Source organism: Desulfolutivibrio sulfodismutans DSM 3696, assembly GCF_013376455.1.
Lineage (GTDB): Bacteria > Desulfobacterota > Desulfovibrionia > Desulfovibrionales > Desulfovibrionaceae > Desulfolutivibrio > Desulfolutivibrio sulfodismutans.
Genome location: NZ_CP045504.1, coordinates 1157501 through 1181989, shown reverse-complemented (window position 1 = coordinate 1181989; position 24489 = coordinate 1157501). Strand labels below are relative to the sequence as shown.

The window sequence follows — 24489 nt, the reverse complement described above, 5'->3', positions numbered from 1 at the left end:
CGTCGGACGCCGGAACTCCCATGGCCGTGTCGCATTTTCCCGTTTGTCTGGGGAAACGGGTTGACATCGGCAGGAATAGTTTTTATTTAGGAATTGTTCTTAACAAGGAGCGGCCATGACAACCCCAGAAAGCAAAAAACCGACCCCGGATCACGCCCGGAACCTTTTTGCGGCCCATGGACTGAAGCTGACCCACCAGCGGCTTGAGATCTACAGCGAGTTGACGGCGGCCTGCGATCATCCCTGCGCCGAGACCGTCTGGCGGCGGGTTCGGGAGCGCGTGCCGACCATCTCCCTGGATACGGTGTACCGGACGCTGGCGGTGCTCAGGGAGCATGGGTTGGCCGCCCGGGTGCCCATGGACGGGGATACGGCCCGCTTCGACGGCGATATAAGCCCGCACCACCATCTGGCCTGCGAATGCTGCGGACGCATCGACGATCTGCCGATCAGCGAATTCGACCCGGCCGCGCTCCAGGAATCCGTGGCCGGGTGGGGAAGGGTGCGCGACGCCCAGGTGGTGATCCGGGGCATCTGCTGCCGATGCCTGGAGTCCGGGGCCGGGGACCGGGGGCTGGCCGATGGCGAGCCCGCGCCGGTTCCGGGGGAGTCAGCCAAAATCCAGTGAGCATCCCTTTGCAGCACCACCTGAAAACAAACAGACGAGAAGGAGCGACATGATGTCCAAGACCGAAAAAGATCTGATGGAGGCCTTTGCCGGGGAATCCCAGGCCAATCGCAAATATCTGGCGTTCGCCGCCCAGGCCGACAAGGAAGGCTTCCCCCAGGTGGCCAAGCTGTTCCGGGCCGCCGCCGCCGCCGAAACCGTGCATGCCCATGCCCATCTGCGGGCCGCAGGCGGCATCCGGACCACGGCCGAGAACCTCAAGGAGGCCATGGCCGGGGAAATCCACGAATTCAAGGAAATGTATCCGCCCATGATCGAGCACGCCAAAGAGGAAGGACACAAGGCCGCCGAACGCTCCTTCACCTATGCCAACGCCGTGGAGGCCATTCACGCCAATCTGTACAAAAAGGCCTCCGAATTGATGGATAAACTTCCGGAAACCGACTATCATGTCTGTTCCGTGTGCGGCTATACCTGCGAGGGTGAGGCCCCGGATTCCTGTCCCGTGTGCAAGGCCGCCAAAAAGGCCTTCTCCAAGGTCGTGTAGCGTTCGGTCCTGGACTGCCGCTTCTGGCATGACACGTTCCCGAGGGTGGAACGGCAGACCTCTCAGGGCCGAACGCACATGATGCCGGGAGGTTCCCCATGAGCCTCCCGGCACACATTTCGCGGCATCCGCCACGGAAAGAACACCTCTGCGGCGAACCGCGCCGGTTATGCGGCGGATCACACCCGTCAACCCCGAACCAGGAGATGCGACATGGCCGCACCTGAAAACATGTGGCAATGCCAGACCACCAACTGTGGCTACATCTACGACCCGGATCGCGGCGACCGCAAGGGCAAGATCCCCAAGGGCACGTCCTTCGAAGACCTTCCCGATGACTGGAAGTGTCCTGTCTGCGGGGCCACCAAGAAATGCTTCCGTCCCTTGGCCGGTCCCGGCTCCACCAAGGACATCGCCTGCGAAAAATAGCCCGCGCCCTGCGAGGATCGTACCGTCCGGCTCACGAATCCACAAACCCCGCCTCTTGACGTGACGCAAGGAGGACGCATGTCCCCGTACCTGTGCCCGGTCTGCGGCTATGAACACGGCCCACACGAAAGCCCGGCCTTTGCTGACCTGCCGACCGACTGGCGCTGCCCCATCTGCGCCTGCGCCCACGACAAGTTCCATGCCGTGGACCGCACGCCGCCCGTGGCGTCGCCCGCCACGACGGCCCATAGCGCCGCCCGCTACCTGTGTCTGCAATGCGGCTATGCCTATGACCCCGCCCTCGGCGATCCGGATCACGGCATACCGCCCGGTACCGCCTTCGCCGAGCTGCCCGCAGAATGGGTCTGCCCCATCTGCGGCGCAGCCAAGAACCGATTCGCCCGGGAGATATAGCGGGGAGAGATGTGGGGGCGCTGCCCCCACGCCCCCGGCAGGGGGGTAACCCCCCTGCACCCCGTAACGTGCGGCCCCGTGCCAGGCGCTTCTGCGCCTGGCACGGGCCGCATGGTTTCAGGGGCGATGCGCCGTGGCCCATGGATTCCCGTCGGCGGGTTGCCTGGCGCGAAGCGCCGGGCAACCCGCCGACGGATGCCAAGGGGGCCGGGGGGAATGATTCCCCCCGGGCGGGGTCCGGGGCGGCAGCCCCGGTTTATCCCATAAGCTGCAGGGCCATGCGCGGCAGCGAGTTGGCCTGCGAGAGCATGGCCACGGCGGCCTGGGTGAGGATCTGCTGGCGCACGAACTCGGTCATCTCCGTGGCCACGTCCACGTCGGAGATGCGCGACTCGGCGGCCTGGAGGTTCTCGGCCTGTATCTGCAGGTTGGAGATGGTGTTCTCCAGACGGTTCTGCAAGGCCCCGAGGTTGGCGCGAATCTTGTCCTTGGAGATGATGGCGTTTTTGACGGTGATCAGCGCCTGCTGGGCCAGCTCCTGGGTGGAGATGGAACTGGCGCTGGAGGAACCGCTGAGGTTGGTGTCGCTGATATAGTTGTTGCTCGAATCACCCCTGAGAACATGAAGGTCTCCGGAGGTGGTCCGAGCAAATATATAATAGTTATTCGAAGCATCACTATACATGTTTGAGTCAACCGATCTGTCAAATTGATCCTGTACGCTTTGAGGAGAATTGTTATAAATATCAACTGAACTTATACTTACGTTTTGAGGATATATAATTGTCAGATTGTGTTCTGCTACATACTCAGCTTCAGTCGTTCCAGACGTACTAGAGCCGCCTCTAAAACCCAAAGCACTGGCCGTACACGTCCCGATCTGGATATAATAGTAATCCTCGGCGCAGTCGTTGGCGGTGCCGAAGTGGACCTTGAGCTTTCCGGTGGACGCCATGGCCGTGCCGTCGTGGGTGCTGCCGGAGAGATTTCCATTCAAGAGATAGATGCCGTTGAAATCCGTGGCGTTGGCAATGCGGGTGATTTCCGAGGCCATGGCCTGATATTCGGAATCGATGATGATACGCTGGTCGGAGGTATAGGTGCCGGTGGCGGCCTGTTCGGCCAGCTCCTTCATGCGGATGAGCTTTTCGTCGATGACCCCGAGCGCGCCGTCGGCGGTCTGGATGAGGGAGATGGCGTCGTTGGCGTTTCTGACTCCCTGGTTGAGGGCCGCGATGTCGGCGCGCATGAGCTCGCGCACGGCGAGTCCGGCGGCGTCATCGGCGGCGGTCCCGATGCGCAGCCCCGAGGACAGGCGGCGGGTGGAGGTGGCCAGGGCGCCGTAGGCGGTGCTTAAATTTCTGGTGGCGTTTTGGGCCATCAGATTGTGATTGATAACCAAGGACATAGGTCGGTCCTTTGTTTCGGACTTATTCGGCCTTGCCCATGCCGTCGTGCAGCGCATGAACCTTGCTGTCTGTATCGGATGTTCTGTAGCTGCTAATAGGGCGGGCGGGATATTTTGTGCATTATTATGCCAACCGTCAGGAATCCTTGGTGCAGGAAAGGAACGACTCCCGGCTGACCGCGGGAAGGCCCTTCATCCTGGACAACGCGTTTTCCCCCGGCGGGGCGAAACTGCGCAGCAGTCCGTCCCGCCGGGGGATGACGGGGGGTCCGGGGGGAATGATTCCCCCCGGGCGGGGTCCGGGGCAGCAGCCCCGGTATCGGTATTCTTATTATTCCAGCCCGAGCTGGGCCAGGAGGTCGTCCACGCTTTCTTGGGCGACGCCGGACTGGGGGCCTTTGAGTTCCGTGACCTTTTGTTTGGCCTCGACATCGAGTTGTTCGATGTCTTTTTCAGGGGCTTCCTCACGGGCTTTGATCTTGAGGCCGGTGGACAGGTAGAGGTCGAGGACGATCTGTTCGACCTTTTTGATGGCTTCGATGATGCGTTTGATGCGTTGTCCGGTGAGATCCTGGAAGCTTAAGCTGGTCATGATGCTGATGAGATCCTGATTGAGCAGGTCGCTTTGGTCGCGCAGTTGTTGGAGGTGTTCCTTGCTGACGCCGCCGCTTTTGAGGCTGTGCAGGATCTGGTTCGATGTGGCCTGGAGATCGAGGTGTTTTTCCACGATGTCCATGATCTCGGTGGTGGCCTTTTCCGTTGTCAGCAGGATCTGGTCGAGCTGGGCGGCGGCCTCGTGAAAGAGCTTGTCGGCCTGGCGGCTGTCGGAAGCCTGCGCCGGTTCCGAACCGGATTTTGCGGCGGAATTGATTTCCTTGTAGATTTCCTGGAGCCCGGTGCGCATTTCATCGCTTAAGCGGCGGTAGAATTCGCTTTCCACCAGGGAGCGGGAGAGGGTCTTGGTGACTTCCCGTTCCACGGTGGCGACGATACTTTCCTTGAGGCTGTCGGCCACATCGGCGATGACCTTGTCCATCAGGCGTTCGACGAAATCCGTTTCCTTCATCATGACGTGGCTCCGGTTAGTCCCACTTTTTGCCGCGTATTTCGTCTCTCTGGCTTTGAAAGACGAACTGCACGATGGTTTCCAGGTCGCGCTCCCTGATGCGCGTGAAATCAAGGGCATAGATGGTCTTGCCGTCGCAGTCCTCAGCGCGGATGATCTTGCCCATGGCCCCGGCCATGCGCAGGGGGAACTGGGAGAGCATGAGCACCACCTCCATGTCGGCGTCCATGGGCAGGGCGGCGGAGGCGGAGAACCGCAACCCCGCGCCGCTGATCTCCACGACGGACAGATCCACGGGAAAGTCTGAGGACATCTGGTCCTTGCCGAGCATGCCGATGAGGAGGTCCAGCTTGGCGTTTAAGCTGGAGAGCAGGGTGTAGAGACTTTCCGGAATGGAGGCGTCGCGGGCGTCAAAGGCCCCGGGCCCGGTGAGTCCGGCCAGGGGGGCGTCTCGGAAGACGGGTTGTTCGGAGGGGTCGCCAAGGAGCCGTCCATGCCCGCTGATGCGGGTGGGGATCCGCAGATAGGTTCGTTTTTCCGTGTCGTACATGGCCGTGCGCCTCGCATGGCGGAGGGTGGACGCCGCCAGGGCGGCGACATGTGAAGTCGGGAATCTGGGAACCCGCCGTTAGTTATGTCCGTTTTCCGGAAACACGTCCATGGCCTTGACCGGACAGACGTTGGTGCAGATGCCGCAGGCCGAACACTTGTCCGGGTGAAAGACCACCAGCCGGGTTGTGGTGTCCACGGCCAGGGCCTTGGTGGGGCAAAGCGCGGTACACATGCCGCAGTGGATGCAGGTTTGCTCGTCGCGGGAGATTTTCTGGGTGATGGGATGGACCTTGACGTTGTGTTCTTTGAGGTAGGCCATGCCGTGCTCGAAGGCCTGGGGATCCCCAAAGATTTCAATGGTCATCTGGCCGTCCTGGCGCGGGGTGATCTGAGCCTTGAGGATGTTGAAGCACAGATCGTAAAGCCTGGTGAGGTTGCACACCACGGGCTTGTTGGAAACGTCCGGGGGGAAGGTCAGGTAGACGATTTTCTTGTATTTCGATTCGGATTCCATGTGGTGTCGCTTCCTTTGGCGTGGTGCGCGCCTATTTGGGCATCATGGCCTTGGCGCGCTGGGCCAGTGGGGAATTGGGATATTTGGTGATCAGTTCCTGGAAGGAGATTTTGGCGGCCTGCTTGTTGTTGAGCTTGACGAAGGAGGCGCCGCGCTTGAAGAGGGCGTCGGGATATTTGTTGCTTTTGGGGAATTTGTCGATGACTTCCTGATAAGACAACACGGCGTTGGCGAAATCGCCGATCTGGTAATTGCACTCCCCGATCCAGAAATAGGTGTTGGGAACCAGGGGGCTTTTGGAGAAGTTCTTGGTGAACTCCGTCCACATGGACAACGCCTCGCGATACTGCTTGGCGTTGAAGGCCTGCAGGGCCTGGGTGTACAGGGCGTCGGCCGGATCCTTGGGCGGATTGAGCACCGGCGCGCCCGGTTGGGCGACCGGTTGCGCGACAGGCGCGACCGGGGCCTGGGCGTAGGGGCTGGCCGGGGCCTGGGCGTAGGGCGACTGGCGTGGCGCCGGGACGTCCTCGTAATCCCCGTCCCCCTGCTCCACGCCATAGGACGGTGCGTGCTGGCCTGCTGCGGGGGCGACTGCCTGTCCCGGATAGGCGGCCTGGGCCGGGTAGCCGGTCTGGGCGGAATACGGCGTGGCGGGCGCGCCGGCCATGGCCGCCGGGCCGGAGGCCGTGGGGCCTGCGCCGTCGATGTCGATGGCCAGTTGGGAGGCCATCTGGGCCACCTGGGATTCCAGCCGGGCCACGCGGCCGGACATCTCCGCGCCGGAAGCCCCTTCGCGGGACTTGGCCTGGTAGCTTAATTCCTCGATCTTGGCGTTTAAGCCGCGCACCTCGGACTTGAGGTTTTCCATCTCGGCCCACATGTCGGCCGGGGTGTCCAGGGGCGCGGGAGCCGCCGGATCGGCCTTTTTCGAGGCGCAGGAGCACAGGGCCAGAAGCGCCACGATGACTGCGGCCATCGTGGCGAGACGGGTCGTGGTGGTGTTCATAGCGGTTTTTTTCCTCTTTTCCTGCCAAACAGCAGATAGGCCAGGCCGCCCAGCACGGGAATGAACACGGCCGCCCCGAACCAGGCCATTTTTTCGGCCGGGGTGGGGAACACGCGCGTAAAGCTGTGCCAGATGGCCCACAGGTTCAACACGATGGGCAAAAAGGCCAAAAGGGAGACAAGGACCAGTTGTCCTGAAGACATGGGGGGCAGGGGAGCCCAGATCATATGTTCCTCACAGGCCAGGCGGCCTTGGAGATGGCGTTTCGTTCACAGGGCCGCAGGGTCCGGTTCCCGCCGGGGCGTGCCGTGGGGCCGTGTCTCAAGGGGCCGCGCGACGCGTCCGGGCCGCATGGTATCCGCTGCCGGGGCGTAAGGCAAACCCCGGGCTCACTCCTCGGGCGGGGCCTTGCGGGCGCGCAAAAAGGCCGCCATGAGGGCCACGGAACCCAGGGTGATGGCGATGTCGGCCACGTTGAAGGCCGGCCAGTGCAGATCGCCATAGTGAAAATCCAGAAAATCCACCACCTCGCCGAACCGGATGCGGTCGATGAGGTTGCCGATGGCCCCGCCAAGGATCAGTCCCAGACCGCAGATGAGGGTGGTGTCCTCTTCCAGGGCGGCGCGCAAAAGATGCAGGATGAGCACCACGGCCATGGCCGTGGTGGCGAAGAATAGGTACGTCTGCCAGGTGATGTCCGAGCGGTTCAAAAAGCCGAAGGCCGCGCCCTTGTTCAAGACATGCACGATGTTGAAAAATCCCGGGATGACCGGATGGGTGGTATAGAGGATGATGTTGGCCAGAATCCAGGCCTTGGCGGCCTGATCCAGGGCCACCACGACCAGGGTGATGAGTCCGGCCAGCTTGTAGCTTCGTTTCATGCGGCTCCTTTTTGCCGTCCGTGAATCAGGAGGCGGCTTGGCAGTGGTGCAGAACCGCAGCGCACCGGGGACAGATTTCCGGATGGTTCGGGTCTATTCCCAGTTCCCCGCTCACGACCCAGCACCGGGCGCACTTGCCGCCCTCGGCCTTGGCCACGGCGACGCAAAGCCCGGGGATGTCCTCGCTGCGCCAGGCGTCGTCCGGGATGGCGGCGGCGTCCGCCCGGGTCACGGTCACCTGGGAGACGATGCAGATTTCGCGCAGATCGATGCCGGACAGATCGCCAAGTTCGTCGGCCAGGGCGTCGGGCAAAAAGACCTCCACCCGGGTCTCCAGGGAATGGCCGATCTCCCCGGCCTTGCGCCTGGGCTCGATGGCCTTGGTGATCTCGCCGCGAAGCGCCGCCACGCCCTCGAAGCGCGTTCTCTCGGCGTCGGCCAGCCGCCAGGGGGCGAGGTCCGGCTCCTCCGCCAGAAACACCGTGGCGGCGTCGCCGCGAAGCGGAAGCGGGGTGTGTCCGAAGACCTCCTCGGCGGTGAACGACAGGATGGGGGCCATGTCCCGCACCATGAGGGTCAGGATGGTCCACAGCGCGGTCTGGGCCGAGCGGCGTTCCAGGCTTTTTTCCCCGGAGACGTAGAGCCGGTCCTTGATGATGTCCAGATAGAAGGCGCTTAAGTCCGTGATGCACAGGTTGTGCAGGCCGTGGAAGACCTTGTGGAATTCGTATTTTTCGTAGGCGGCGCACATCCGGTCGTGCTCGCGGATGACCGAATCCAGGGCGAAACGGTCCAGCGGCAGCATGTCCTCCGGAGTCACGGCGTCTGACGGGGCGAAGCCGCCCAGGTTGCCCAGGATGAACCGGCAGGTGTTGCGGATGCGGCGGTAGGCCTCGACGATGCGGTTGACGATCTCGTCGGAGATGCGGATGTCGTCGCGGTAGTCCACGGCCGAAGTCCAGATGCGCAGGATTTCCGCGCCGTGCTTGTCGATGATCTCCTGGGGGGAGATGACGTTGCCCACGGACTTGGACATCTTGCGGCCCTCGCCGTCCACCACGTAGCCGTGGGTCAGGACGGAGCGGTAAGGGGCCACGCCCCGGGCCCCGATGGAGGCCAGAAGCGAGCTGTGGAACCAGCCCCGGTGCTGGTCCGAACCTTCGAGATACATGTCGGCCGGGAAGCGGCACTCGGGACGCTGTTCGAGCACGGCGGCGAAGCTTGTGCCGGAGTCGAACCACACGTCCAGGATGTCGTCCTCCTTCACCCAGTGCGTGCCGCCGCAGTGGGGGCAGGTGAGCCCCTTGGGCACGATGTCCTCCAGGGGGGCCTCGAACCAGTAGTCGCAGCCGTGGGGGTGGTTGGCGAACTTTTCGGCGATGGACATCATCCAGGCCGGATCGTTGTAGGCGGCGTCGCAGGAGGCGCACAACAGGGCGATGATGGGCACGCCCCAGTTGCGTTGGCGGGAAATGCACCAGTCCGGGCGGCCGGAGATCATGTTGTGGATGCGCTCCTTGCCCCAGGCCGGAATCCATTCCACGTCGTTTTCAATGGCGGAAAGCGCCCGTTTGCGCAGGTCGTTTTTCTCCATGGACACGAACCACTGGGTGGTGGCCCGGAAGATCACGGGCTTTTTGCAGCGCCAGCAGTGGGGGTAGGAGTGGGAGATGCCGGACTCGGCCAAGAGATGCCCGACTTCCTTGAGCTTTTCGATGACCAGGGGGTTGGCCTCGAACACGTCCTTGCCCCGGAAAAATTCCACCGAGTCCAGGAACCGGCCCGAGTCGTCCATGGGCGAGAGGATGTCCAGGCCGTAGCGCATGCCCACGTCGTAGTCCTCGCGGCCATGGCCCGGGGCGGTGTGCACCAGGCCCGTTCCGGCCTCCAGGGTGACGTGGTCGCCGAGCACCAGGGGCGAGGGCCGGTCGTAAAAGGGATGGCGGGCGACGAGGCCCTCAAGGGACGCCCCGGCGGTCTCGGCCAGCACCTCGAAGGTCTCCCAGCCGAAGCGCTTGGCCAGCCCGGGCAGCAGTTCCTTGGCGACCAGATAGCGGCCGCCTGGGGCGGCTGCCAGCACGTAGTCGAGGTCCGGATGCACGGCCACGGCCATGTTGTCCGGCAGGGTCCAGGGGGTGGTGGTCCAGATGACGGCGTAGGTGTTCGCCGGATCAGCTCCGGGCAGGACGGCCGCGGCCCTGGGGTCGGTCAGGGGGAAGCGTACGAAGACCGAGGGCGATTTCTCGTCGGCGTATTCCACCTCGGCCTCGGCCAGGGCGGTCTTGCAGGAGATGCACCAGTGGATGGGCTTTTTGCCGCGCACCACGGCGCCGTTCTCCACGAATTCGCACAGCACCGTGGCCGTGGCCGACTCGTAGGCCGGTTTCATGGTCAGGTAGGGATCGTCCCATTCGCCGAAAACCCCCAGCCGTTTGAACTCCTTGCGCTGGATGTCCACGAATTTCATGGCGTATTCCCGGCACAGCTTGCGGATGACCACGGCGGGCAGGTCGGTCTTCCCCTTTTCCTTGAGCTGCTGCTCGACCTTGTGCTCGATGGGCAGGCCGTGGCAGTCCCAGCCGGGCACGTAGGGGGCCTGGTATCCGGCCATGTGGCGGGATTTGACGATGATATCCTTTAATATCTTATTTAAGGCGTGGCCCATGTGCAGGCGGCCGTTGGCGTAGGGCGGTCCGTCGTGCAAGACGTAGCGGGGCTTGCCGTCCCTGGCCGCGACCATCGCGGCATAGGCGCCGCTCTTGGCCCAGAAGTCCAGGAGTTCCGGCTCTTTCTGCTTGAGATTGGCCTTCATGGGGAAGGAGGTGGCCGGAAGGTTCAGGGTTTTTTTGTAATCGCTCATGGATTCACCTTGGGGGAGTTTCGAAAAACCGCGCAATGCGCATGGGAAACCGGTTACATGGATGAAGCCGGGCGGGAAGTCAAGAAATCGGGCCAGGCGGCCGTCACGCTCAAATCCTGCTCACAATTCGAAAGGTTGAAAGAAATTTCGATTCGTTGACGTTCCTTGACAGGCTGTTGAATTGATCACACGTTCCATGTCAGCCAAAGGTTCAGGCATGGTCCAGGGCGATTTATGAGCGAAACGGAATAAATTGGGGCCTTGTGAAAAGAAGAACCGAATCTCGGCACAAGCGGAGAACGAGTATTTGCCATGGCGAAAGGGGCACCTGAGCACATTTCACGCGTCGACATTGCCGAGATGGCCAATGGTGTTCTTGAACGGACAAGAAAGAAGAGCCGAAAAGCATTCCAAACGAATGTCGCATTCCGAAAAGAAGTGTGCAGTATATTGAAATTATGACCTTGTGCAACCGCAGGGAGACAATCCGGGCCATCTCGGTCAAACCTCTCATCCTGTTTACCATACTCAACACAGGCGCCCCGCAGGCCGCGTAAAAAGAAAGCCCCGAAATCTTTCGGGGCCTGAATTGCGGACGGCAGCGGATCAATCTACAGCAGTTTGACCAGGGCGGCGATAAGCGCGGCCTGGGCCACAAGCATCCCGGCCACCCACTTGATGATTTCGGCCTTGGTCTGGGCCAGTTTGGTTTCCACGTCGGAACGCAGCAGCGCAATATCTTTTTGGATCAGGGCAATGTCGTGCTTTGTGGCCGATTCCTTTTGGATGGCCTCGTCCCTGGTTTCAAAAATCTTGGCGATAACCTCGGCCGCTTCCGGGCCAAGGGCTTTTTCCAGCTTTTTCGTATCGTCGAACAAGAGTGTCATGGGGCCACCATGCGCACGAACGAAGGGGATGTCAAGAAGTGGCCGCTACGTAGCGGTTTGGGGCCGGGAGGAGACTCCGACGGGGGAGATGCAACGCCGTTTCACCCGGCAACTGTCGTGTCGCATCCCGTCATGTCGCCCATCGCGATCAGGAAGCGGTGCTCCTGCCGGACCAACTGGCGCAACAGCCACACGCAGCGTTCAAAAAGCCCCGATGCCTGCAAAAAACGCCACTGGTCCTCTGGAGGCAGGGCCTGGGTTCCCGTGAGATATTGGGCGCGCAGCCCGGCCATCACGTTTTCGCGGTCTTTGAGCGTAGTCAAAAGCAGCTCCCAGTCCTCGGGGTCGGTCCCGGGCAGGACATCCCGAACCTGCAACAGCAGGGCGTCCAGGGCCGCCAGGAGCATCTCGCGCAGGCGGGCCATCCCCGGGGAGACGGTCCTGGCGTCGAGCCCGGACACAAGCTGGGCCAGACCATCGAACAGGGCCCGCAGCACTCCCTGGATGTCTTGAAGCAGGGCCACTTCCGAGGCGATGCCGTCGGCCCGGCCCCGGGTGACCAGCTCCAGCAGGCAGCCGTCGATCTGGGCAAGCAGGTTCATGCCGTCGCGCGACAGCCCGCGCACGTCGCACCCCTCGCAGCGGTCGATGGCCCGGCGCAGGGAGGCGGTGAACCCCGGCAGGTGGACGCCCAGGCGGGTCTGCTCCTTGTTGATGAGGGCAAGGGCCGTCTCCGGCGAGACGTGGGCCAGTTCCCGGGCGTAGGCCAGGCCGTCCAGGCTGCCGGTTTCGTCGGGGCACAGGCGGGACAGCAGGCGGTGGTAGACGGGCAGCCCCGCCGTCACCACCAGGGCGGACAGGGTGTCGAAGGCGATGTTGATGGCCGTCAGGCGCTCGGGCAGGTCGGGAAAGATGGCGGCCAGCGGCTTGAGAAGCAGCGGCAGGCCGGTGTAGTGCTCGATGAAAAACGGCGGCAGGAAGATGCCAAGCCCCACGACGTTGAAAAGCACCTGCCCCATGACTAAAAGCTTGCGCTGCCCCTTGAGCTGGATGGCGTAGAAGCGGCTGAGCACACTTGATCCGAAGAGGCTTCCGAAAATGACCGCCAGGGCGTCGTCGCCGTCCATGATGCCCGAGGCGGCCAGGGTGATGGACAGGATGGACACCCCGGCCGACGTTTGCAGGAGCAGGCAGGCGGCCATGCCGATGAGCAGATAAAAGGGCAGGGGCATGCCCTGGCTGGACACGAAGGCCCGAAACCACTCCGTCTCGGCCAGGGGGGCGCAACTGGTGCGCACGATGCCCAATCCGAAGAGCAAAAGCCCCACGCCGAAAAAGATGCTGGCGGCGTGGACGAAGCGCAGGGGTCTTTCAAAGGTGATGATCAGCCCCGAGACGCCGAGCAGGCAAAGGGCCAGGACGCGGATGTCCAAAACGGCCATGAGCACCAGGAAGGCCGACCCGATGTTGGCCCCGGCCATGACCGGCAGGGCCTGGATGGCGTTTATGGTTCCGGCCCCGACGAAGCTGGCCAAAAGCAGTGAGATGGCCGAGGTGGACTGGAAGGCCAGTCCGGCGGCGAATCCGGTGCAGAGCCCGGTGGCGCGGGTCCGGGTCCAGGTGCGGAAAAGGGATCGGAACCGGTTGCCGACGATGGCCCGCACCCCGTCCCCGGAGAGCTTGAGGCCCATGAAAAAAAGACCCATCCCCCGAGGAAGCCGACGATGACGTGGAACATGGGCGTCTGACTCCAGAGTGGGGACCGCGTTGCGGGCCGGGCATGGGTTTTTCGAATGCTGCCCGGGTAGTAACGGCGAGCCGGGGCGGCGTCAAGAATGGGTCGGCCCGAATGGCGAAGTGCCGTCGGGGGGGGGCTGGAGCCGGGAGTTTCCCGCAAGCCCCATGCGGCAAAGCCCGAAAGGCCGGAAAGCCCCTCCGGCCGGGGTTCCCAAACCGCTTGCCCGCCGGGGCGGAATCGCTTATTGCCTAGCGCGTCGCACGTGATTTCCCCGACCTTCTAACCCCCCCCATTTCGCTATGCCCAAACGGACAGACATCAAAAAAATCATGATCATCGGCTCCGGGCCCATCGTCATCGGCCAGGCCTGCGAGTTCGACTATTCCGGCTCCCAGGCCACCAAGGCCCTCAAGGAAGAGGGCTACGAGGTCGTTTTGGTCAATTCCAATCCGGCCACCATCATGACCGATCCGGAACTGGCCGACCGCACCTACATCGAGCCCATCGAGCCGGACACCGTGGCCCGGATTCTTGAGCGTGAGCGTCCGGACGCCCTGTTGCCGACGCTTGGCGGCCAGACGGCCCTGAACACCGCCGTGGCCCTGGCCGAGTCCGGCGTGCTCAAGCGCCTTGGGGTGGAGCTTGTGGGGGCGTCGCTTGACGTCATCAAGAAGGCCGAGTCCCGGGAGCTTTTCTGCCAGGCCATGGACAACATCGGCCTGAAAATCCCCAGAAGCGGCATCTGCCGCACCCCGGACGACGTGCGGAAGTGGGGGGGCATGATCCCCTTCCCCATCATCGTGCGCCCGGCCTTCACCATGGGCGGCACCGGCGGCGGCGTGGCCTATAATATGGAAGACCTGGAGGCGATCGCCGGGCGGGGACTGGCCGCCAGCATGAAAAGCGAGGTCATGCTGGAGGAGTCGATCCTGGGCTGGAAGGAATTCGAACTGGAGGTGATGCGCGACAAAAACAACAACTGCGTCATCATCTGCTCCATCGAAAACCTCGACCCCATGGGCGTGCATACCGGCGACTCCATCACCGTGGCCCCGGCCCAGACCCTGACCGACGACGAATACCAGCGTATGCGCGACGCGGCCATCGCCATCATGGGCGAGATCGGCGTGGAGACCGGCGGCTCCAACGTGCAGTTCGCCATCAACCCCAAAACCGGGGAGATGGTGGTCATTGAGATGAACCCCCGGGTGTCCCGGTCCTCGGCCCTGGCCTCCAAGGCTACGGGATTCCCCATCGCCAAGATCGCGGCCAAGCTGGCCGTGGGCTATACCCTGGACGAGATTCCCAACGACATCACCCGGGAGACCATGGCCTCGTTTGAGCCCACCATCGACTACTGCGTGGTCAAGATCCCCCGGTTCACCTTCGAGAAGTTCCCCGGCTCCGAGGACTACCTGACCACCTCCATGAAAAGCGTGGGCGAGGCCATGAGCATCGGCCGCACCTTCAAGGAGGCCCTGCAAAAGGGCCTGCGCTCCCTGGAGACGGGCCTGCCCGGCCTGGGCAAGCTCCTGGGCGGGAAAATTCCCGACCGGGAGACGCTCCTGGCCCGCATGCGTCGGCCCCATTCCACGCGCATCCTGGACATCCGCCACGCCATCTTGTCCGGCATAAGCCTGGAAGACATCTTCGAGGCCACCTGGGTCGATCCCTGGTTTCTGCGCCAGATCAAGGAAATCGTGGACATGGAGACCGCGCTTCGGGCCTTCCCCCGGGAGCATGTGGCCGCTGCCGACGACGCCTGCCGGGAGATGCTGGCGACGGCCAAGAAGTTCGGCTTCTCCGATCCGCAACTGGCCGCCGCCTGGAACCTGACCGCCCTGGAGGTCCGGGCCCTGCGGCAAAAGTTCGGGATAAAGCCCACCTACTATCTGGTCGACACCTGCGCGGCGGAGTTCGAGGCCTACACCCCGTATTATTATTCGACCTACGAGTCCGGCCAGGAACTGGCCATCTCGGACAAGCGCAAGGTTGTCATCCTGGGCGGCGGCCCCAACCGCATCGGCCAGGGCATCGAGTTCGACTACTGCTGCTGCCACGCCTCCTATGCCCTGCGTGAGATGGGCGTGGAATCCATCATGGTCAACTCCAACCCCGAGACCGTGAGCACGGACTACGACACCTCGGACAGGCTGTACTTCGAGCCGTTGACCTTCGAGGACGTCATGTCCATCATCGAATTCGAAAAGCCCGAGGGGGTCATCGTCCAGTTCGGCGGCCAGACGCCGCTGAATCTTGCCGTGCCGCTTTTAAAGGCCGGGGTGAACATCCTGGGCACGTCGCCGGACAGCATCGACCGGGCTGAGGACCGGGAGCGTTTCCAGGCCCTTCTGCAGAAGCTTGCGCTCAAGCAGCCGGCTAACGGCACGGCCCTGTCCGTGGAGCAGGCCGCGCGCATCGCCGACGACATCGGCTATCCCGTGGTGGTGCGGCCGTCCTACGTACTGGGCGGCCGGGCCATGGAGATCGTCTACGACGAGGCCGATCTGGTGGACTATTTCGCCAAGGCCGTGGTGGTTTCCGGGGAGCATCCCATCCTGATCGACAAGTTCCTGGTGCATGCCACGGAAGTGGACGTGGACGCCCTGTCCGATGGAACAGACACCTATGTTGCCGGGATCATGGAGCATATCGAGGAGGCGGGCATCCACTCCGGCGATTCGGCCTGCGTCTTGCCGCCGCACGCCCTGCCCCCGGAGATCGTGGCCGAGATCGAGCGGCAGACCGTGGCCCTGGCCCGGGAGCTCCAGGTGGTGGGGCTCATGAACATCCAGTTCGCGGTCAAAGACGGCGAGATCTTTATCCTGGAGGTCAACCCCCGGGCCTCGCGCACGGCCCCCTTCGTGTCCAAGGCCACGGGCGTCCCCCTGGCCAAGCTGGCCACCAAGGTCATCATGGGCGTTCCGCTCAAAGTGCTTGATCCCTGGTCCATGCGCAAGACCGGGCATGTTTCGGTCAAGGAATCGGTGTTTCCGTTCAACCGCTTCCCAGGGGTGGATGTGCTTCTCGGGCCGGAGATGCGTTCCACGGGCGAGGTCATGGGCGTGGACGCCTCCTTCGGACAGGCCTTCATGAAAAGCCAGTTGGCGGCCGGGCAGGTGTTGCCGTCGTCGGGGAAGGTGTTCATCTCCATCAATGACGAAAACAAGGGGCCGCTTTTGCCTGCTGCCGAGCTCTTTCACGAGGCCGGATTCGAGATCCTGGCCACCAAGGGCACCGCCGCCTATTTCAACGCCAAGGGCATCCCGGCCCGCGAGGTGCGCAAGGTGTCCGAACACCGGCCCCATGTGGTGGACCACATCAAAAACGGCGATATCGCCATGGTCGTCAACATCATGGAAGGCAAGCGCACCGTGCGCGACTCCATGGCCATCCGGCAGACGGCGCTTCTCTACAATGTCCCCTACGTGACCACGGCGGCCGGGGCCATGGCCGCCATCCAGGCCATCCGCGAGCTGTGCGGCCAGGGACTTGGCGTGAAAAGCATTCAGGAATACTACGGGGCGGTCTAACCGCCGGGACGTTTCGATGAAAAAAGAATACTGCGGACTGTTCGGCATCTACGGCCATCCCGAGGCCGCGCGCATGACCTATTTCGGCCTTTACGCCCTGCAGCACCGGGGCCAGGAGAGCGCGGGCATCGTCACCTGGGACGGCACGACCATTCGTGAGCAGAAGGGCATGGGGCTGGTGGCCGACGTGTTCAACGAACGCCATCTGGGCAAGGAGCTCAAGGGGAGCATCGCCGTGGGGCATCTGCGCTATTCCACGGCCGGGGCCTCGCTTTTGCGCAACTGCCAACCCTTTCTGGTGCGCTTCGGCAACATGAACCTGGCCATCGCCCACAACGGCAACCTGGTCAACGCCCTGGAACTGCGCCGCGAACTGGAACAGACCGGCTCCATCTTCCAGACCACTATCGACTCCGAGGTCTTTGTCCACCTCATCGCCAAGTATTTGAACGGCGGCACTATGGAGGAGGCGGTCATCAAGGCCTGCTCCAAGGTGCGCGGGGCCTATTCCCTGATCCTTCTGGCCAACAACAAGATGATCGCCCTGCGCGACCCCCACGGCGTGCGGCCGCTTATGCTGGGCCGCCTGGGCGACAACTACGTCCTGGCCTCGGAGACCTGCGCCTTCGACCTCATCGAGGCCGAGATCATCCGGCCCATCGAACCCGGGGAGATGCTCGTCATCCAGGACAAGTGCCTGCAGTCGTTTCGCCTGGGGGAACCCCAGCCCACCAAGCAGTGCATCTTCGAGTTGGTCTATTTCGCCCGTCCCGACTCCGAGGTCTTCGGCGAGGTGGTCTACCTGCGCCGCAAGCAGATGGGCATCACCCTGGCCAACGAGGCCCCGGTTGACGCCGACTACGTCATGCCCTTCCCGGACTCCGGCGTGTATGCGGCCATCGGCTATTCCCAGGCCTCGGGGCTGCCGTTTGAGAGCACCATGATCCGCAACCACTACGTGGGCCGCACCTTCATCCAGCCCTCCCAGGACATGCGCGATTTCAGCGTGCGGGTGAAGCTCAATCCCGTGCGCCAGATGATCAAGGATAAGCGCATCATCATCGTCGAGGACTCCATCGTGCGCGGCACCACCATCCGCACCCGGGTGAAAAAGCTGCGCGAACTGGGCGCGCGGGAGATCCACATGCGGGTCTCCTGTCCGGCCATCCGCCATCCCTGTTTCTACGGCATCGACTTCTCCTCCAAGGGTGAGCTTATCGCGGCCCATAACAAGGTGGAGGAGATCGCCCGGTTCATCGGCCTGGACAGTCTGCACTATTTGAGTATCGAGGGGCTTTTGGCCTCGGTCAATTCCAGTCCGGACGAATCCCGGTTTTGCCTGGCCTGTTTCGACGGCAAATATCCCATCGCCCCCTGCGCCGAGGGCATGAAGATGTGCCTCGAGGACAGCGTGGCCCTTTCGTGGTAGGAGCGGGGCTGGCAGGCGTCTTTCGAGACGTCGTCCTTTCCCAGACCATGACGGCCGCCGGACGCCATTATTTGAAGGATATCAGCCATATGTTCAATCTGACCGTCGATTCCAGGGCCAAGATCATCCGGGCCGAGGTGCTGTTGGCCGGCGAACGCGAACCCGTGCTGGTGGAGGTCCACGGCTACGGCTTTTTTCGGGAAAACGCCGTCACCTATCTGACCTTCGAGCGGCTGGCCGTGTCCCGGGAGTGGATGGGGCGGATTCTGGACGGGGTGCTGAAGGAACGCCGGATACGGCTGCCCGAGGGGGTGGGGACCAAGCTTTTGGAAAGTTTCATGTAGCACGGGCCAAAGGTCCGGCCGGGCGCAAACAAAAAAACGGGGCGTGAAACCGCATGGTTTCGCGCCCCGATTGTTTTGCCGAGGATCGAAACTACTTGTCGAAAATCTTGTCGATCTTCTGGCCCAGCGTCTCGGCCGTAAACGGCTTGACGATGTAGTTGGACACCTTGGCCTGGACGGCCTCGATGATGTTTTCCTGTTGGGCCTCGGCCGTGACCATGAGAAAGGGCAGATTGGCGAATTCCTCGCTGCCGCGCACCTTGCGCAACAGTTCGATGCCCGGCATGTTGGGCATGTTCCAGTCGGAGATGACGAAATCGATCTTGGTTTTGTTGAGCGTTTCCCAGGCGGTGGTGCCGTCGTCGGCCTCATGGATGTTCGAAAAGCCAAGCTGGCGCAGGATATTTTTGATGATGCGCCGCATGGTGGAAAAGTCGTCGACGACCAGGATGCTCATGTTTTTGTCCGCAGGCATGCGCGAAGTCCTCCGAATGTTCTCGTGTCGCGTTTTCGGGCCTGCCGCGTGCGGTCGGCATCCCCTGGTTCATCCTGTCCCGGATCAGCCTGCCGCTGTCCCGAGTCCTTTCTATCCTTTCAAAAGCGGCCTGCACGGCCGATGCAAACACAATGAATCCGGTTTTCGCAAACAAAACGGGCCGTCCGCATTCTGTTTTTTTGCCTTGTATACGGAGAGGACGTTTTTGGCAAACCGTCTCTGGCCCAAAATGTCGCGCCGTCCGTAATTTGGCGCCCGTAGCCCAGTGGGGCGGCGGGCCCTCAGGTCAGAAGTGCCAGGGCGAAATCCTGCCCGGAAAACGGCCGCAGATCCTCCATCTTCTCCCCGAGCCCGATAAAGGTGATGGGCAGCCCGTATTCCAGGGCGATGCCCACGATCACCCCGCCCTTGGCCGTGCCGTCGAGCTTGGTCAGGATGATCTCGTCCAGGTCCACGGCCTCGTTGAAAAGTTTGGTCTGGGACAGGGCGTTCTGGCCGGTGGTGGCGTCGAGCACCAGGACGCAGCGGTGCGGCGCGCCGGGATGTTTCTTGCCCAGCACCCGTTTGATTTTTTTGAGCTCCTCCATGAGGTTGGCCTTGGTGTGCAGACGACCCGCCGTGTCCAGGAACATGATGTCGCAGCCCTCGGCGATGGCCCGGTCCATGGCCTCGTAGGCCACGGCCGCCGGGTCGGCGTTTTCGCCCTTGGCGTAGAAGATGGCCCCCACCCGGTCGGCCCAGATTTTGAGCTGGTCGATGGCGGCCGCCCGGAAGGTGTCGCCGGCGGCGATGAGCACTTTTTTGCCCTGGAGGCTGGCCCGGTGGGCCAGCTTGGCGATGGTGGTGGTCTTGCCCACGCCGTTGACCCCGATGATCATGACCACCTCGGGCGGGTTGACGGCCCGGATGGTCTTTTGGGGCGTAAATATGGCGGACAGTTCCTCGCGAAGGATCTCCCGGAATCTGGCCGGATCGGTCTCGCCGGACTTGCGCACCCGGTCTTTCAAAATCTCCAGCAGCTTGGCCGTGGGTTCGTAGCCCAGGTCGGCCATGATCAGGATTTCCTCGAATTCCTCCCAAAAGGCCGCGTCCATGACTTTGTGGCTGCCCAAAAGGCCGTCGATGCGCCGGGCGATCTGTTCCTTGGTCTTGGCCAGGCTCTCGGAAAGCTTGAGGAACAGCCGGTTGCGCTCGTCCTCCTCGTCCTCCAGGTCGAGCGCCAGGGCCAGGCGGTATTGGAGTTCCGAGCGGAACTCCTCCACCGCGTCGTATTCCATGTCCGTGAGCCATTTGCGAAACTGGTCGACAAAGGTCTGCGCCTCGGCTGCCGGGGCGTCCAGGCACGAAAACAGAAAGGCCAGCCGTTCCCACAAAAGGGGCCCGGCCCGGTCCACGTCGGTGAGGACCAGGGACAGCCAGACCGACAGCCTCGGCTCGGCCTCGCGCAGGGCCAGAACCAATTGGTTGCGCCAGGGCGCGTCCGTATCGGGTGCGGCCTGGGCCGCCCGGGGCGTCGTCGCGGCAGGCGGGGCCGTGGCGGGGATCGGTGTTTGCGCCAGCGGTGCGGCGAGAGCTTCCGGGGCCTCGGGGGGCGCGGTGACGGATGCGGCCTTCGTGACGACGGCTGCCTGTAGGGCGTCTGCGGCGTCGCTGGCGGCGGCGATTCCGTCATCCTCGATTTCCCTGGTCTCGGCGACCGGCGCGGCCTCCTGATCCGGTTTCTTCCACAGGCGTTTTATTTTGGAGAAAAAACCCATATGCTTTCGTCCTTTCCGATGCGGCCCGTTGCGCCAGCCAGCGGCAATGCGCGGCAAGCGCGCTGTGTATGATTTTTTAAGTCGGCGGCACTCTATATGTTCAAGGCCCGGGAAGCAACCGGACAGGATTGACCGGGGCGGGTCGACCACGAACGATATCATGGAGGCAGGCATGGATTTTTCCGATGTGACGCGCGAGGTGCCGCTTTTGGCGCGGCGCATGATCGAGGCCCAGATGCTTTGGCAGGTCTATGAGACGACCCGCGAGGCCGACGGACGGGAAAAGGCCCTGGCCACCGTGGCCCGAGCCGTGGAGACGGCCGCCGCCGAGGCCGGGCGGGCCTTTGCCGCCATGGCCCCCAAGGGGCCGTGTTTCGAGCACTTCAAGACTATCCTCGCCATCTGGAAGCACGGCGGGGCCCTGACCATCGAGCATGTCCACGACACCGATAGCGTCCTGACCTTCTCCGTCACGCGCTGCCTGTACGTCGAGGCCTACCGGGCCATGGGCATCCCGCCCGAACTTCTTCCCCTCCTGTCTTGCGCCCGGGACGCGCCGTTCGCCGCCGCCTACCACCCGGCCCTGGAATTCGACCGGCCCTGCACCATCGGCGAGGGGGCCGAGGCCTGCCTGTTCCGCTTCACCTGGCGCGATTAGGCGCGGAGCGGCAGCCCCGATTCTCCTTCCCCGCGCCGCCGCCAAGGCCTTGCCTTGGCGGGGCGGGTCGTGGGAGAGTGGCCGCATGAAACGGACCAAGATCATTGAGGCCCTGCGCGGCGACGCCGGGCGGGCCGACATTCTCGTCAAGGGCTGGGTGCGCACGCGTCGCGACGCCAAGGATGTTTCCTTTCTTGAGGTGAACGACGGCTCCTGCCGGGCCAACATCCAGGTGGTGGCCGACGTGGGCATGGACGGCTACGCCCTTCTAAAGGATATGGGCGTGGGATCGGCCGTGGCCGTGCGCGGGGAACTGGTCGCCTCGCCGGGCAAGGGGCAGCGCTGGGAGTTGCGGGCCGCCTCGGTGGAGTTGATCGGCGCGGCAGACCAGGAATCCTATCCGCTCCAGAAAAAGCGCCATTCGGACGAATTTCTGCGCACCATCGCCCATCTGCGGCCACGCACCAACAAATATGGGGCGCTGTTTCGGATTCGCTCGGAGATGTCCTTCGCCATCCATGAGTTTTTCCATGCCCGGGGGTTCGCCTATGTGCATTCGCCCATTTTGACGGGTTCGGATTGCGAGGGGGCGGGCGAGATGTTCCGGGTGACCTCGCTTGGGGCGCAGGAAGCGGCTGGATTGACTGCGGCCGAGCGGACGGCCCGGGATTTTTTCGGCAAGGACGCCTACCTGACCGTGTCCGGCCAGTTGGCCGCCGAGGTCTTCGCCTGTTCGTTGGGGGACGTGTACACGTTCGGGCCGACGTTTCGGGCCGAGCATTCCGACACGTCGCGTCATGCGGCCGAGTTCTGGATGCTCGAACCGGAGATGGCCTTTGCCGACCTGGTCGACGACATGGACCTGGGCGAGGCGTTGCTCAAGTCGTTGACGGACGCGGTGCTGACCCGCTGCGCCGAGGACGTGGAGCTTTTCGCGTCCTTTGTGGACAAGGAACTGCCCGGGCGGCTTGGAAACATCCGGGACCGGCCCTTCGTGCGCCTGCCGTACGGCGAGGCGGTGAAGATCCTGTCCGGGTGCGGCCGGGAGTTCGCGTATCCGGTGGGGTTCGGGCTGGACCTGCAAAGCGAGCACGAACGGTACCTGACCGAGGTCCATTTTCGCGGGCCGGTCGTCGTTTTTGATTATCCCAAGGAGATCAAGGCCTTTTACATGCGCCAAAACGACGATGGCCGGACCGTGGCGGCCATGGACGTGTTGGTTCCGGGGATCGGGGAGATCATCGGCGGCAGCGCCCGCGAGGAACGCCTGGACGTGCTTGAGGCCCGGGTGGCCGAACTGGGGCTGACCATGGACGATTATTGGTGGTACCTGGATCTGCGGCGTTTCGGCAGCGTGCCCCACGCCGGTTTCGGACTGGGGTTCGAGCGGCTGCTGATGCTGTTGACCGGGATAACGAACATCCGCGACGTGATCCCCTTTCCCCGCACCTACCGCCACCTGGAGTTCTGATCGGGACGGCCGCGTGATCAGGACTCGTCGAGCAGGAGCATGAGCCAGGGCATGGACATGGCGGCGTCGTCCGTCGTGAAGGTCCGGGCCATGAGTCCAAGCAGGCTGTCGGCGTCCGTCACGTCGCGCACGTCTCCGGAGAGCTCCCAGAACATGACCCCGCCAAGGCCCAGGGTTTTGGCCAGGGCCAGTTTTTCGGACAGGGAGGCCGTGTTTTCGAAGGTCACGAACAGCCCGCCGGAAGCAAGTCCCGATGACAGGTTCGCGCCGTAGATGAAGGACGCCCGCGCGGCCGCGTCGAAGTTGACGGCGTGGTTCCCGTCCCGGGCAATGTCCATCGCCTTCCAGTAGTCCAAAACCCCATTCTCCCAGTTTCCGGCCACCCCCAGGTTCGGCCCGGCCTGTCCGGATTGGAACAGGCCGTTGTCCGTGGCTGGGACGGCCTCCCAGGACCGGCCGTAAAAAGGGATGCCGAGGTGGATCTTTTGGGCCGGAACCCCGCCCGCCAGGTAGGCTTGCACGGCCCAGTCGGCGTTCCATGTGGCCCGGTCGGCGGCGGGATCGGCCGGATTCTCGTAAAGCGGGGCCAGATGGCCGGTCGTGGCGTCCCAGCCGCCATGGTAGTCGTAGGTCATGATGTTGAACCAGTCGAGGGACGGGGCTAGACGCGCCAAGTCCCACACGGCCATGTTGGACGGCCCGGCCGGTGCGGCCACGGTGAGAAGATACGTCTTGCCGTCGGCCAGTCCCTTGGCGTCAAGGGCCTGACGGGTGGCCTTGATGAGCGCCGAGAAATTGTCCCGGTCGGCCAGGGACGGATATTCCCAGTCGATGTCGATGCCGTCGAAGCCTTGTCCGGAGACCCAGTCGGCGGCCGATGCGGCAAAGGCCTGACGCTTGGCCGCGTCGGCGGCCACGGTCGGAAAGGGGCCGGACAAGGTCCAGCCACCCACCGAGAGAAGCACTTTCAAGTGGGAATGCAGGGCCTTGAGATCGCGCAGGCGTCCGAAATTCCCGGCCAGATTGGCTGCGGACTGATCCCAGGTTTGGGCCGGAAGCCCGTTTTTGGCCGCGAAGACCTTCTGGAGGTCGGCCCAGGCATCATAGGAAGAGATCTGGCCGGTTTCGGCATTGACGGCCATGAAGGCGTAATTGATGTGGGTCAGGCTTTGGGCCGGAATGTCGGCGGGCTCGTAATCGCGGGCATAGATGCCCCATTGGACGAAATAGCCCACGATGCGGGAGTTGAAGCTCCCGGCGTGGACAGGCGCAGACAGGCAGCAGAGAAGGGCCAGGGCCAGAAGAAACCGATCTCCGAGGAGCAGACGTCCCGCCCGATTGGTCGATGAACCCGCCATGCATGTTCTCCCTGATACGCCGTTGTTAATGGGGACGTGTCCCGGGGGAGAGATGGTGCAAAAGGGGAGCCAGTCGGACAGATAGAAGATAGTCTTGTAATTCATCAGGTTCATGTCATGGGCGGATCAGGGGCTCCAGAATTCATGGAATACCGGGACGTATGCTCCATGGAAGGGCATTCTCAGTCCAGCGTTTGTGGACTACCCTGCTGGTTCGGCATGGCCAGGTGGTAAACAAGGGCGTTTGTTCCTCGGAGGGGCGTCACCGGCCCTGCGGTTGGGGATCACCCCGCAGGATCGGCGTGGCGGCACGGCAAATGGCGGGCCACCTGATGCTGACCGGTTCGGTCAGGTTCTGTCCCGTCGAAACGGATGGGTTCACAGGAAGAGAACGGCTGTTTTGTGATCGACCCTGGGAAGGAGGGGGTGCTTGAGAGGGCCGGACAGGTGCTTTCCCGGCCCGTTTTTCATGGCCCGGAAGGGAGAGCAGAGGGGGCGGGGCATTTGGGGGCG

The 24489-nt window shown here is 63.1% G+C and carries 22 protein-coding genes; 9 read left to right on the top strand and 13 right to left on the bottom strand.

Features of this window, described 5'->3' with window-relative positions; all coding sequences use genetic code 11:
* Window positions 1-115: 115 nt before the first annotated feature.
* The 4 genes from GD606_RS05640 (at window position 116) to GD606_RS20910 (ending at window position 2018) form a co-directional block, all read left to right on the top strand.
* Window positions 116-628 (top strand): Fur family transcriptional regulator, encoded by a 513-nt coding sequence (locus GD606_RS05640; protein ID WP_163303861.1) that lies wholly within the window; start codon window positions 116-118, stop codon window positions 626-628.
* Between the two features lie 52 nt (window positions 629-680).
* Window positions 681-1175, top strand: a complete 495-nt coding sequence (locus GD606_RS05635) for a rubrerythrin family protein (RefSeq protein WP_163303865.1) — start codon at window positions 681-683, stop codon at window positions 1173-1175.
* Between the two features lie 213 nt (window positions 1176-1388).
* A complete protein-coding gene (locus tag GD606_RS05630; RefSeq protein ID WP_163303862.1) occupies window positions 1389-1604 on the top strand; it encodes a rubredoxin in 216 nt (71 codons plus the stop codon).
* 78 nt (window positions 1605-1682) lie between these two features.
* Window positions 1683-2018 (top strand): rubredoxin, encoded by a 336-nt coding sequence (locus GD606_RS20910; protein WP_163303863.1) that lies wholly within the window; start codon window positions 1683-1685, stop codon window positions 2016-2018.
* Window positions 2019-2274: 256 nt separating this feature from the next.
* On the opposite strand, the gene GD606_RS05620 is transcribed toward GD606_RS20910, so the two are convergent.
* From GD606_RS05620 to GD606_RS05575, 10 genes are all read right to left on the bottom strand, one after another.
* The gene (locus tag GD606_RS05620; RefSeq protein WP_163304057.1) at window positions 2275-3426 is read right to left on the bottom strand and encodes a flagellin N-terminal helical domain-containing protein; all 1152 of its coding nucleotides are present in this window, start codon (window positions 3424-3426) and stop codon (window positions 2275-2277) included.
* Window positions 3427-3757: 331 nt separating this feature from the next.
* Complete coding sequence (locus GD606_RS05615; RefSeq protein ID WP_163303098.1) at window positions 3758-4495, bottom strand: protein phosphatase CheZ; 738 nt, start codon at window positions 4493-4495, stop codon at window positions 3758-3760.
* A 13-nt stretch (window positions 4496-4508) separates the two neighbouring features.
* Window positions 4509-5042: a PilZ domain-containing protein gene (locus GD606_RS05610; RefSeq protein ID WP_163303099.1), complete on the bottom strand. Its 534-nt coding sequence runs from the start codon at window positions 5040-5042 to the stop codon at window positions 4509-4511.
* Between the two features lie 78 nt (window positions 5043-5120).
* The gene (locus GD606_RS05605; protein ID WP_163303100.1) at window positions 5121-5558 is read right to left on the bottom strand and encodes an NIL domain-containing protein; all 438 of its coding nucleotides are present in this window, start codon (window positions 5556-5558) and stop codon (window positions 5121-5123) included.
* 31 nt (window positions 5559-5589) lie between these two features.
* A complete protein-coding gene (gene ybgF / locus GD606_RS05600; RefSeq protein ID WP_163303101.1) occupies window positions 5590-6564 on the bottom strand; it encodes a tol-pal system protein YbgF in 975 nt (324 codons plus the stop codon).
* Window positions 6561-6791, bottom strand: coding sequence for a PLD nuclease N-terminal domain-containing protein (locus GD606_RS05595; protein WP_163303102.1), 231 nt, complete (start codon window positions 6789-6791; stop codon window positions 6561-6563). Before GD606_RS05595 ends, ybgF begins: the two co-directional genes overlap by 4 nt.
* A gap of 162 nt (window positions 6792-6953) precedes the next feature.
* Complete coding sequence (gene lspA / locus GD606_RS05590) at window positions 6954-7445, bottom strand: signal peptidase II (protein ID WP_163303103.1); 492 nt, start codon at window positions 7443-7445, stop codon at window positions 6954-6956.
* Window positions 7446-7470: 25 nt separating this feature from the next.
* Entirely contained in the window at window positions 7471-10305 is a 2835-nt protein-coding gene (gene ileS / locus GD606_RS05585) for an isoleucine--tRNA ligase (protein ID WP_163303104.1), read from the bottom strand.
* 611 nt (window positions 10306-10916) lie between these two features.
* Window positions 10917-11192 (bottom strand): hypothetical protein, encoded by a 276-nt coding sequence (locus GD606_RS05580; protein WP_163303105.1) that lies wholly within the window; start codon window positions 11190-11192, stop codon window positions 10917-10919.
* A 101-nt stretch (window positions 11193-11293) separates the two neighbouring features.
* Window positions 11294-12883: a Na/Pi symporter gene (locus tag GD606_RS05575; RefSeq protein WP_176629228.1), complete on the bottom strand. Its 1590-nt coding sequence runs from the start codon at window positions 12881-12883 to the stop codon at window positions 11294-11296.
* A 346-nt stretch (window positions 12884-13229) separates the two neighbouring features.
* On the opposite strand from GD606_RS05575, the gene carB reads away from it, so the two are divergent.
* From carB to GD606_RS05560, 3 genes are all read left to right on the top strand, one after another.
* On the top strand, window positions 13230-16463 hold the full coding sequence (carB, locus tag GD606_RS05570; protein ID WP_163303107.1) for a carbamoyl-phosphate synthase large subunit: 3234 nt from the start codon (window positions 13230-13232) through the stop codon (window positions 16461-16463).
* Window positions 16464-16479: 16 nt separating this feature from the next.
* A complete protein-coding gene (purF, locus tag GD606_RS05565) occupies window positions 16480-17892 on the top strand; it encodes an amidophosphoribosyltransferase (protein WP_163303108.1) in 1413 nt (470 codons plus the stop codon).
* An 89-nt stretch (window positions 17893-17981) separates the two neighbouring features.
* Window positions 17982-18236 carry a hypothetical protein gene (locus GD606_RS05560; protein WP_163303109.1) on the top strand — a complete coding sequence of 85 codons (255 nt, stop codon included), beginning with the start codon at window positions 17982-17984 and terminating at the stop codon, window positions 18234-18236.
* A 91-nt stretch (window positions 18237-18327) separates the two neighbouring features.
* On the opposite strand, the gene GD606_RS05555 is transcribed toward GD606_RS05560, so the two are convergent.
* Together GD606_RS05555 and ftsY are read right to left on the bottom strand one after the other, a co-directional pair.
* Complete coding sequence (locus GD606_RS05555) at window positions 18328-18711, bottom strand: chemotaxis response regulator CheY (RefSeq protein WP_163303110.1); 384 nt, start codon at window positions 18709-18711, stop codon at window positions 18328-18330.
* 302 nt (window positions 18712-19013) lie between these two features.
* Entirely contained in the window at window positions 19014-20489 is a 1476-nt protein-coding gene (gene ftsY / locus GD606_RS05550) for a signal recognition particle-docking protein FtsY (protein WP_163303111.1), read from the bottom strand.
* A 172-nt stretch (window positions 20490-20661) separates the two neighbouring features.
* Between ftsY and GD606_RS05545 the strand changes: the two genes are divergently transcribed.
* On the top strand, window positions 20662-21147 hold the full coding sequence (locus tag GD606_RS05545; protein ID WP_163303112.1) for an L-2-amino-thiazoline-4-carboxylic acid hydrolase: 486 nt from the start codon (window positions 20662-20664) through the stop codon (window positions 21145-21147).
* An 85-nt stretch (window positions 21148-21232) separates the two neighbouring features.
* Window positions 21233-22618, top strand: coding sequence for an asparagine--tRNA ligase (gene asnS / locus GD606_RS05540; protein ID WP_163303113.1), 1386 nt, complete (start codon window positions 21233-21235; stop codon window positions 22616-22618).
* 17 nt (window positions 22619-22635) lie between these two features.
* Here asnS and GD606_RS05535 read toward each other — a convergent pair whose 3' ends face one another.
* On the bottom strand, window positions 22636-23976 hold the full coding sequence (locus GD606_RS05535) for a glycoside hydrolase family 18 protein (RefSeq protein WP_163303114.1): 1341 nt from the start codon (window positions 23974-23976) through the stop codon (window positions 22636-22638).
* Between the last annotated feature and the right edge of the window lie 513 nt (window positions 23977-24489).

Coding starts and splice junctions, on each gene's coding strand:
- GD606_RS05640 (WP_163303861.1), top strand. CDS start 116: ATGACAACCCCAGAAAGCAAAAAACCGACCCCGGATCACGCCCGGAAC.
- GD606_RS05635 (WP_163303865.1), top strand. CDS start 681: ATGTCCAAGACCGAAAAAGATCTGATGGAGGCCTTTGCCGGGGAATCC.
- GD606_RS05630 (WP_163303862.1), top strand. CDS start 1,389: ATGGCCGCACCTGAAAACATGTGGCAATGCCAGACCACCAACTGTGGC.
- GD606_RS20910 (WP_163303863.1), top strand. CDS start 1,683: ATGTCCCCGTACCTGTGCCCGGTCTGCGGCTATGAACACGGCCCACAC.
- GD606_RS05620 (WP_163304057.1), bottom strand. CDS start 3,426: ATGTCCTTGGTTATCAATCACAATCTGATGGCCCAAAACGCCACCAGA.
- GD606_RS05615 (WP_163303098.1), bottom strand. CDS start 4,495: ATGATGAAGGAAACGGATTTCGTCGAACGCCTGATGGACAAGGTCATC.
- GD606_RS05610 (WP_163303099.1), bottom strand. CDS start 5,042: ATGTACGACACGGAAAAACGAACCTATCTGCGGATCCCCACCCGCATC.
- GD606_RS05605 (WP_163303100.1), bottom strand. CDS start 5,558: ATGGAATCCGAATCGAAATACAAGAAAATCGTCTACCTGACCTTCCCC.
- ybgF (WP_163303101.1), bottom strand. CDS start 6,564: ATGAACACCACCACGACCCGTCTCGCCACGATGGCCGCAGTCATCGTG.
- GD606_RS05595 (WP_163303102.1), bottom strand. CDS start 6,791: ATGATCTGGGCTCCCCTGCCCCCCATGTCTTCAGGACAACTGGTCCTT.
- lspA (WP_163303103.1), bottom strand. CDS start 7,445: ATGAAACGAAGCTACAAGCTGGCCGGACTCATCACCCTGGTCGTGGTG.
- ileS (WP_163303104.1), bottom strand. CDS start 10,305: ATGAGCGATTACAAAAAAACCCTGAACCTTCCGGCCACCTCCTTCCCC.
- GD606_RS05580 (WP_163303105.1), bottom strand. CDS start 11,192: ATGACACTCTTGTTCGACGATACGAAAAAGCTGGAAAAAGCCCTTGGC.
- GD606_RS05575 (WP_176629228.1), bottom strand. CDS start 12,883: ATGGGCCTCAAGCTCTCCGGGGACGGGGTGCGGGCCATCGTCGGCAAC.
- carB (WP_163303107.1), top strand. CDS start 13,230: ATGCCCAAACGGACAGACATCAAAAAAATCATGATCATCGGCTCCGGG.
- purF (WP_163303108.1), top strand. CDS start 16,480: ATGAAAAAAGAATACTGCGGACTGTTCGGCATCTACGGCCATCCCGAG.
- GD606_RS05560 (WP_163303109.1), top strand. CDS start 17,982: ATGTTCAATCTGACCGTCGATTCCAGGGCCAAGATCATCCGGGCCGAG.
- GD606_RS05555 (WP_163303110.1), bottom strand. CDS start 18,711: ATGCCTGCGGACAAAAACATGAGCATCCTGGTCGTCGACGACTTTTCC.
- ftsY (WP_163303111.1), bottom strand. CDS start 20,489: ATGGGTTTTTTCTCCAAAATAAAACGCCTGTGGAAGAAACCGGATCAG.
- GD606_RS05545 (WP_163303112.1), top strand. CDS start 20,662: ATGGATTTTTCCGATGTGACGCGCGAGGTGCCGCTTTTGGCGCGGCGC.
- asnS (WP_163303113.1), top strand. CDS start 21,233: ATGAAACGGACCAAGATCATTGAGGCCCTGCGCGGCGACGCCGGGCGG.
- GD606_RS05535 (WP_163303114.1), bottom strand. CDS start 23,976: ATGGCGGGTTCATCGACCAATCGGGCGGGACGTCTGCTCCTCGGAGAT.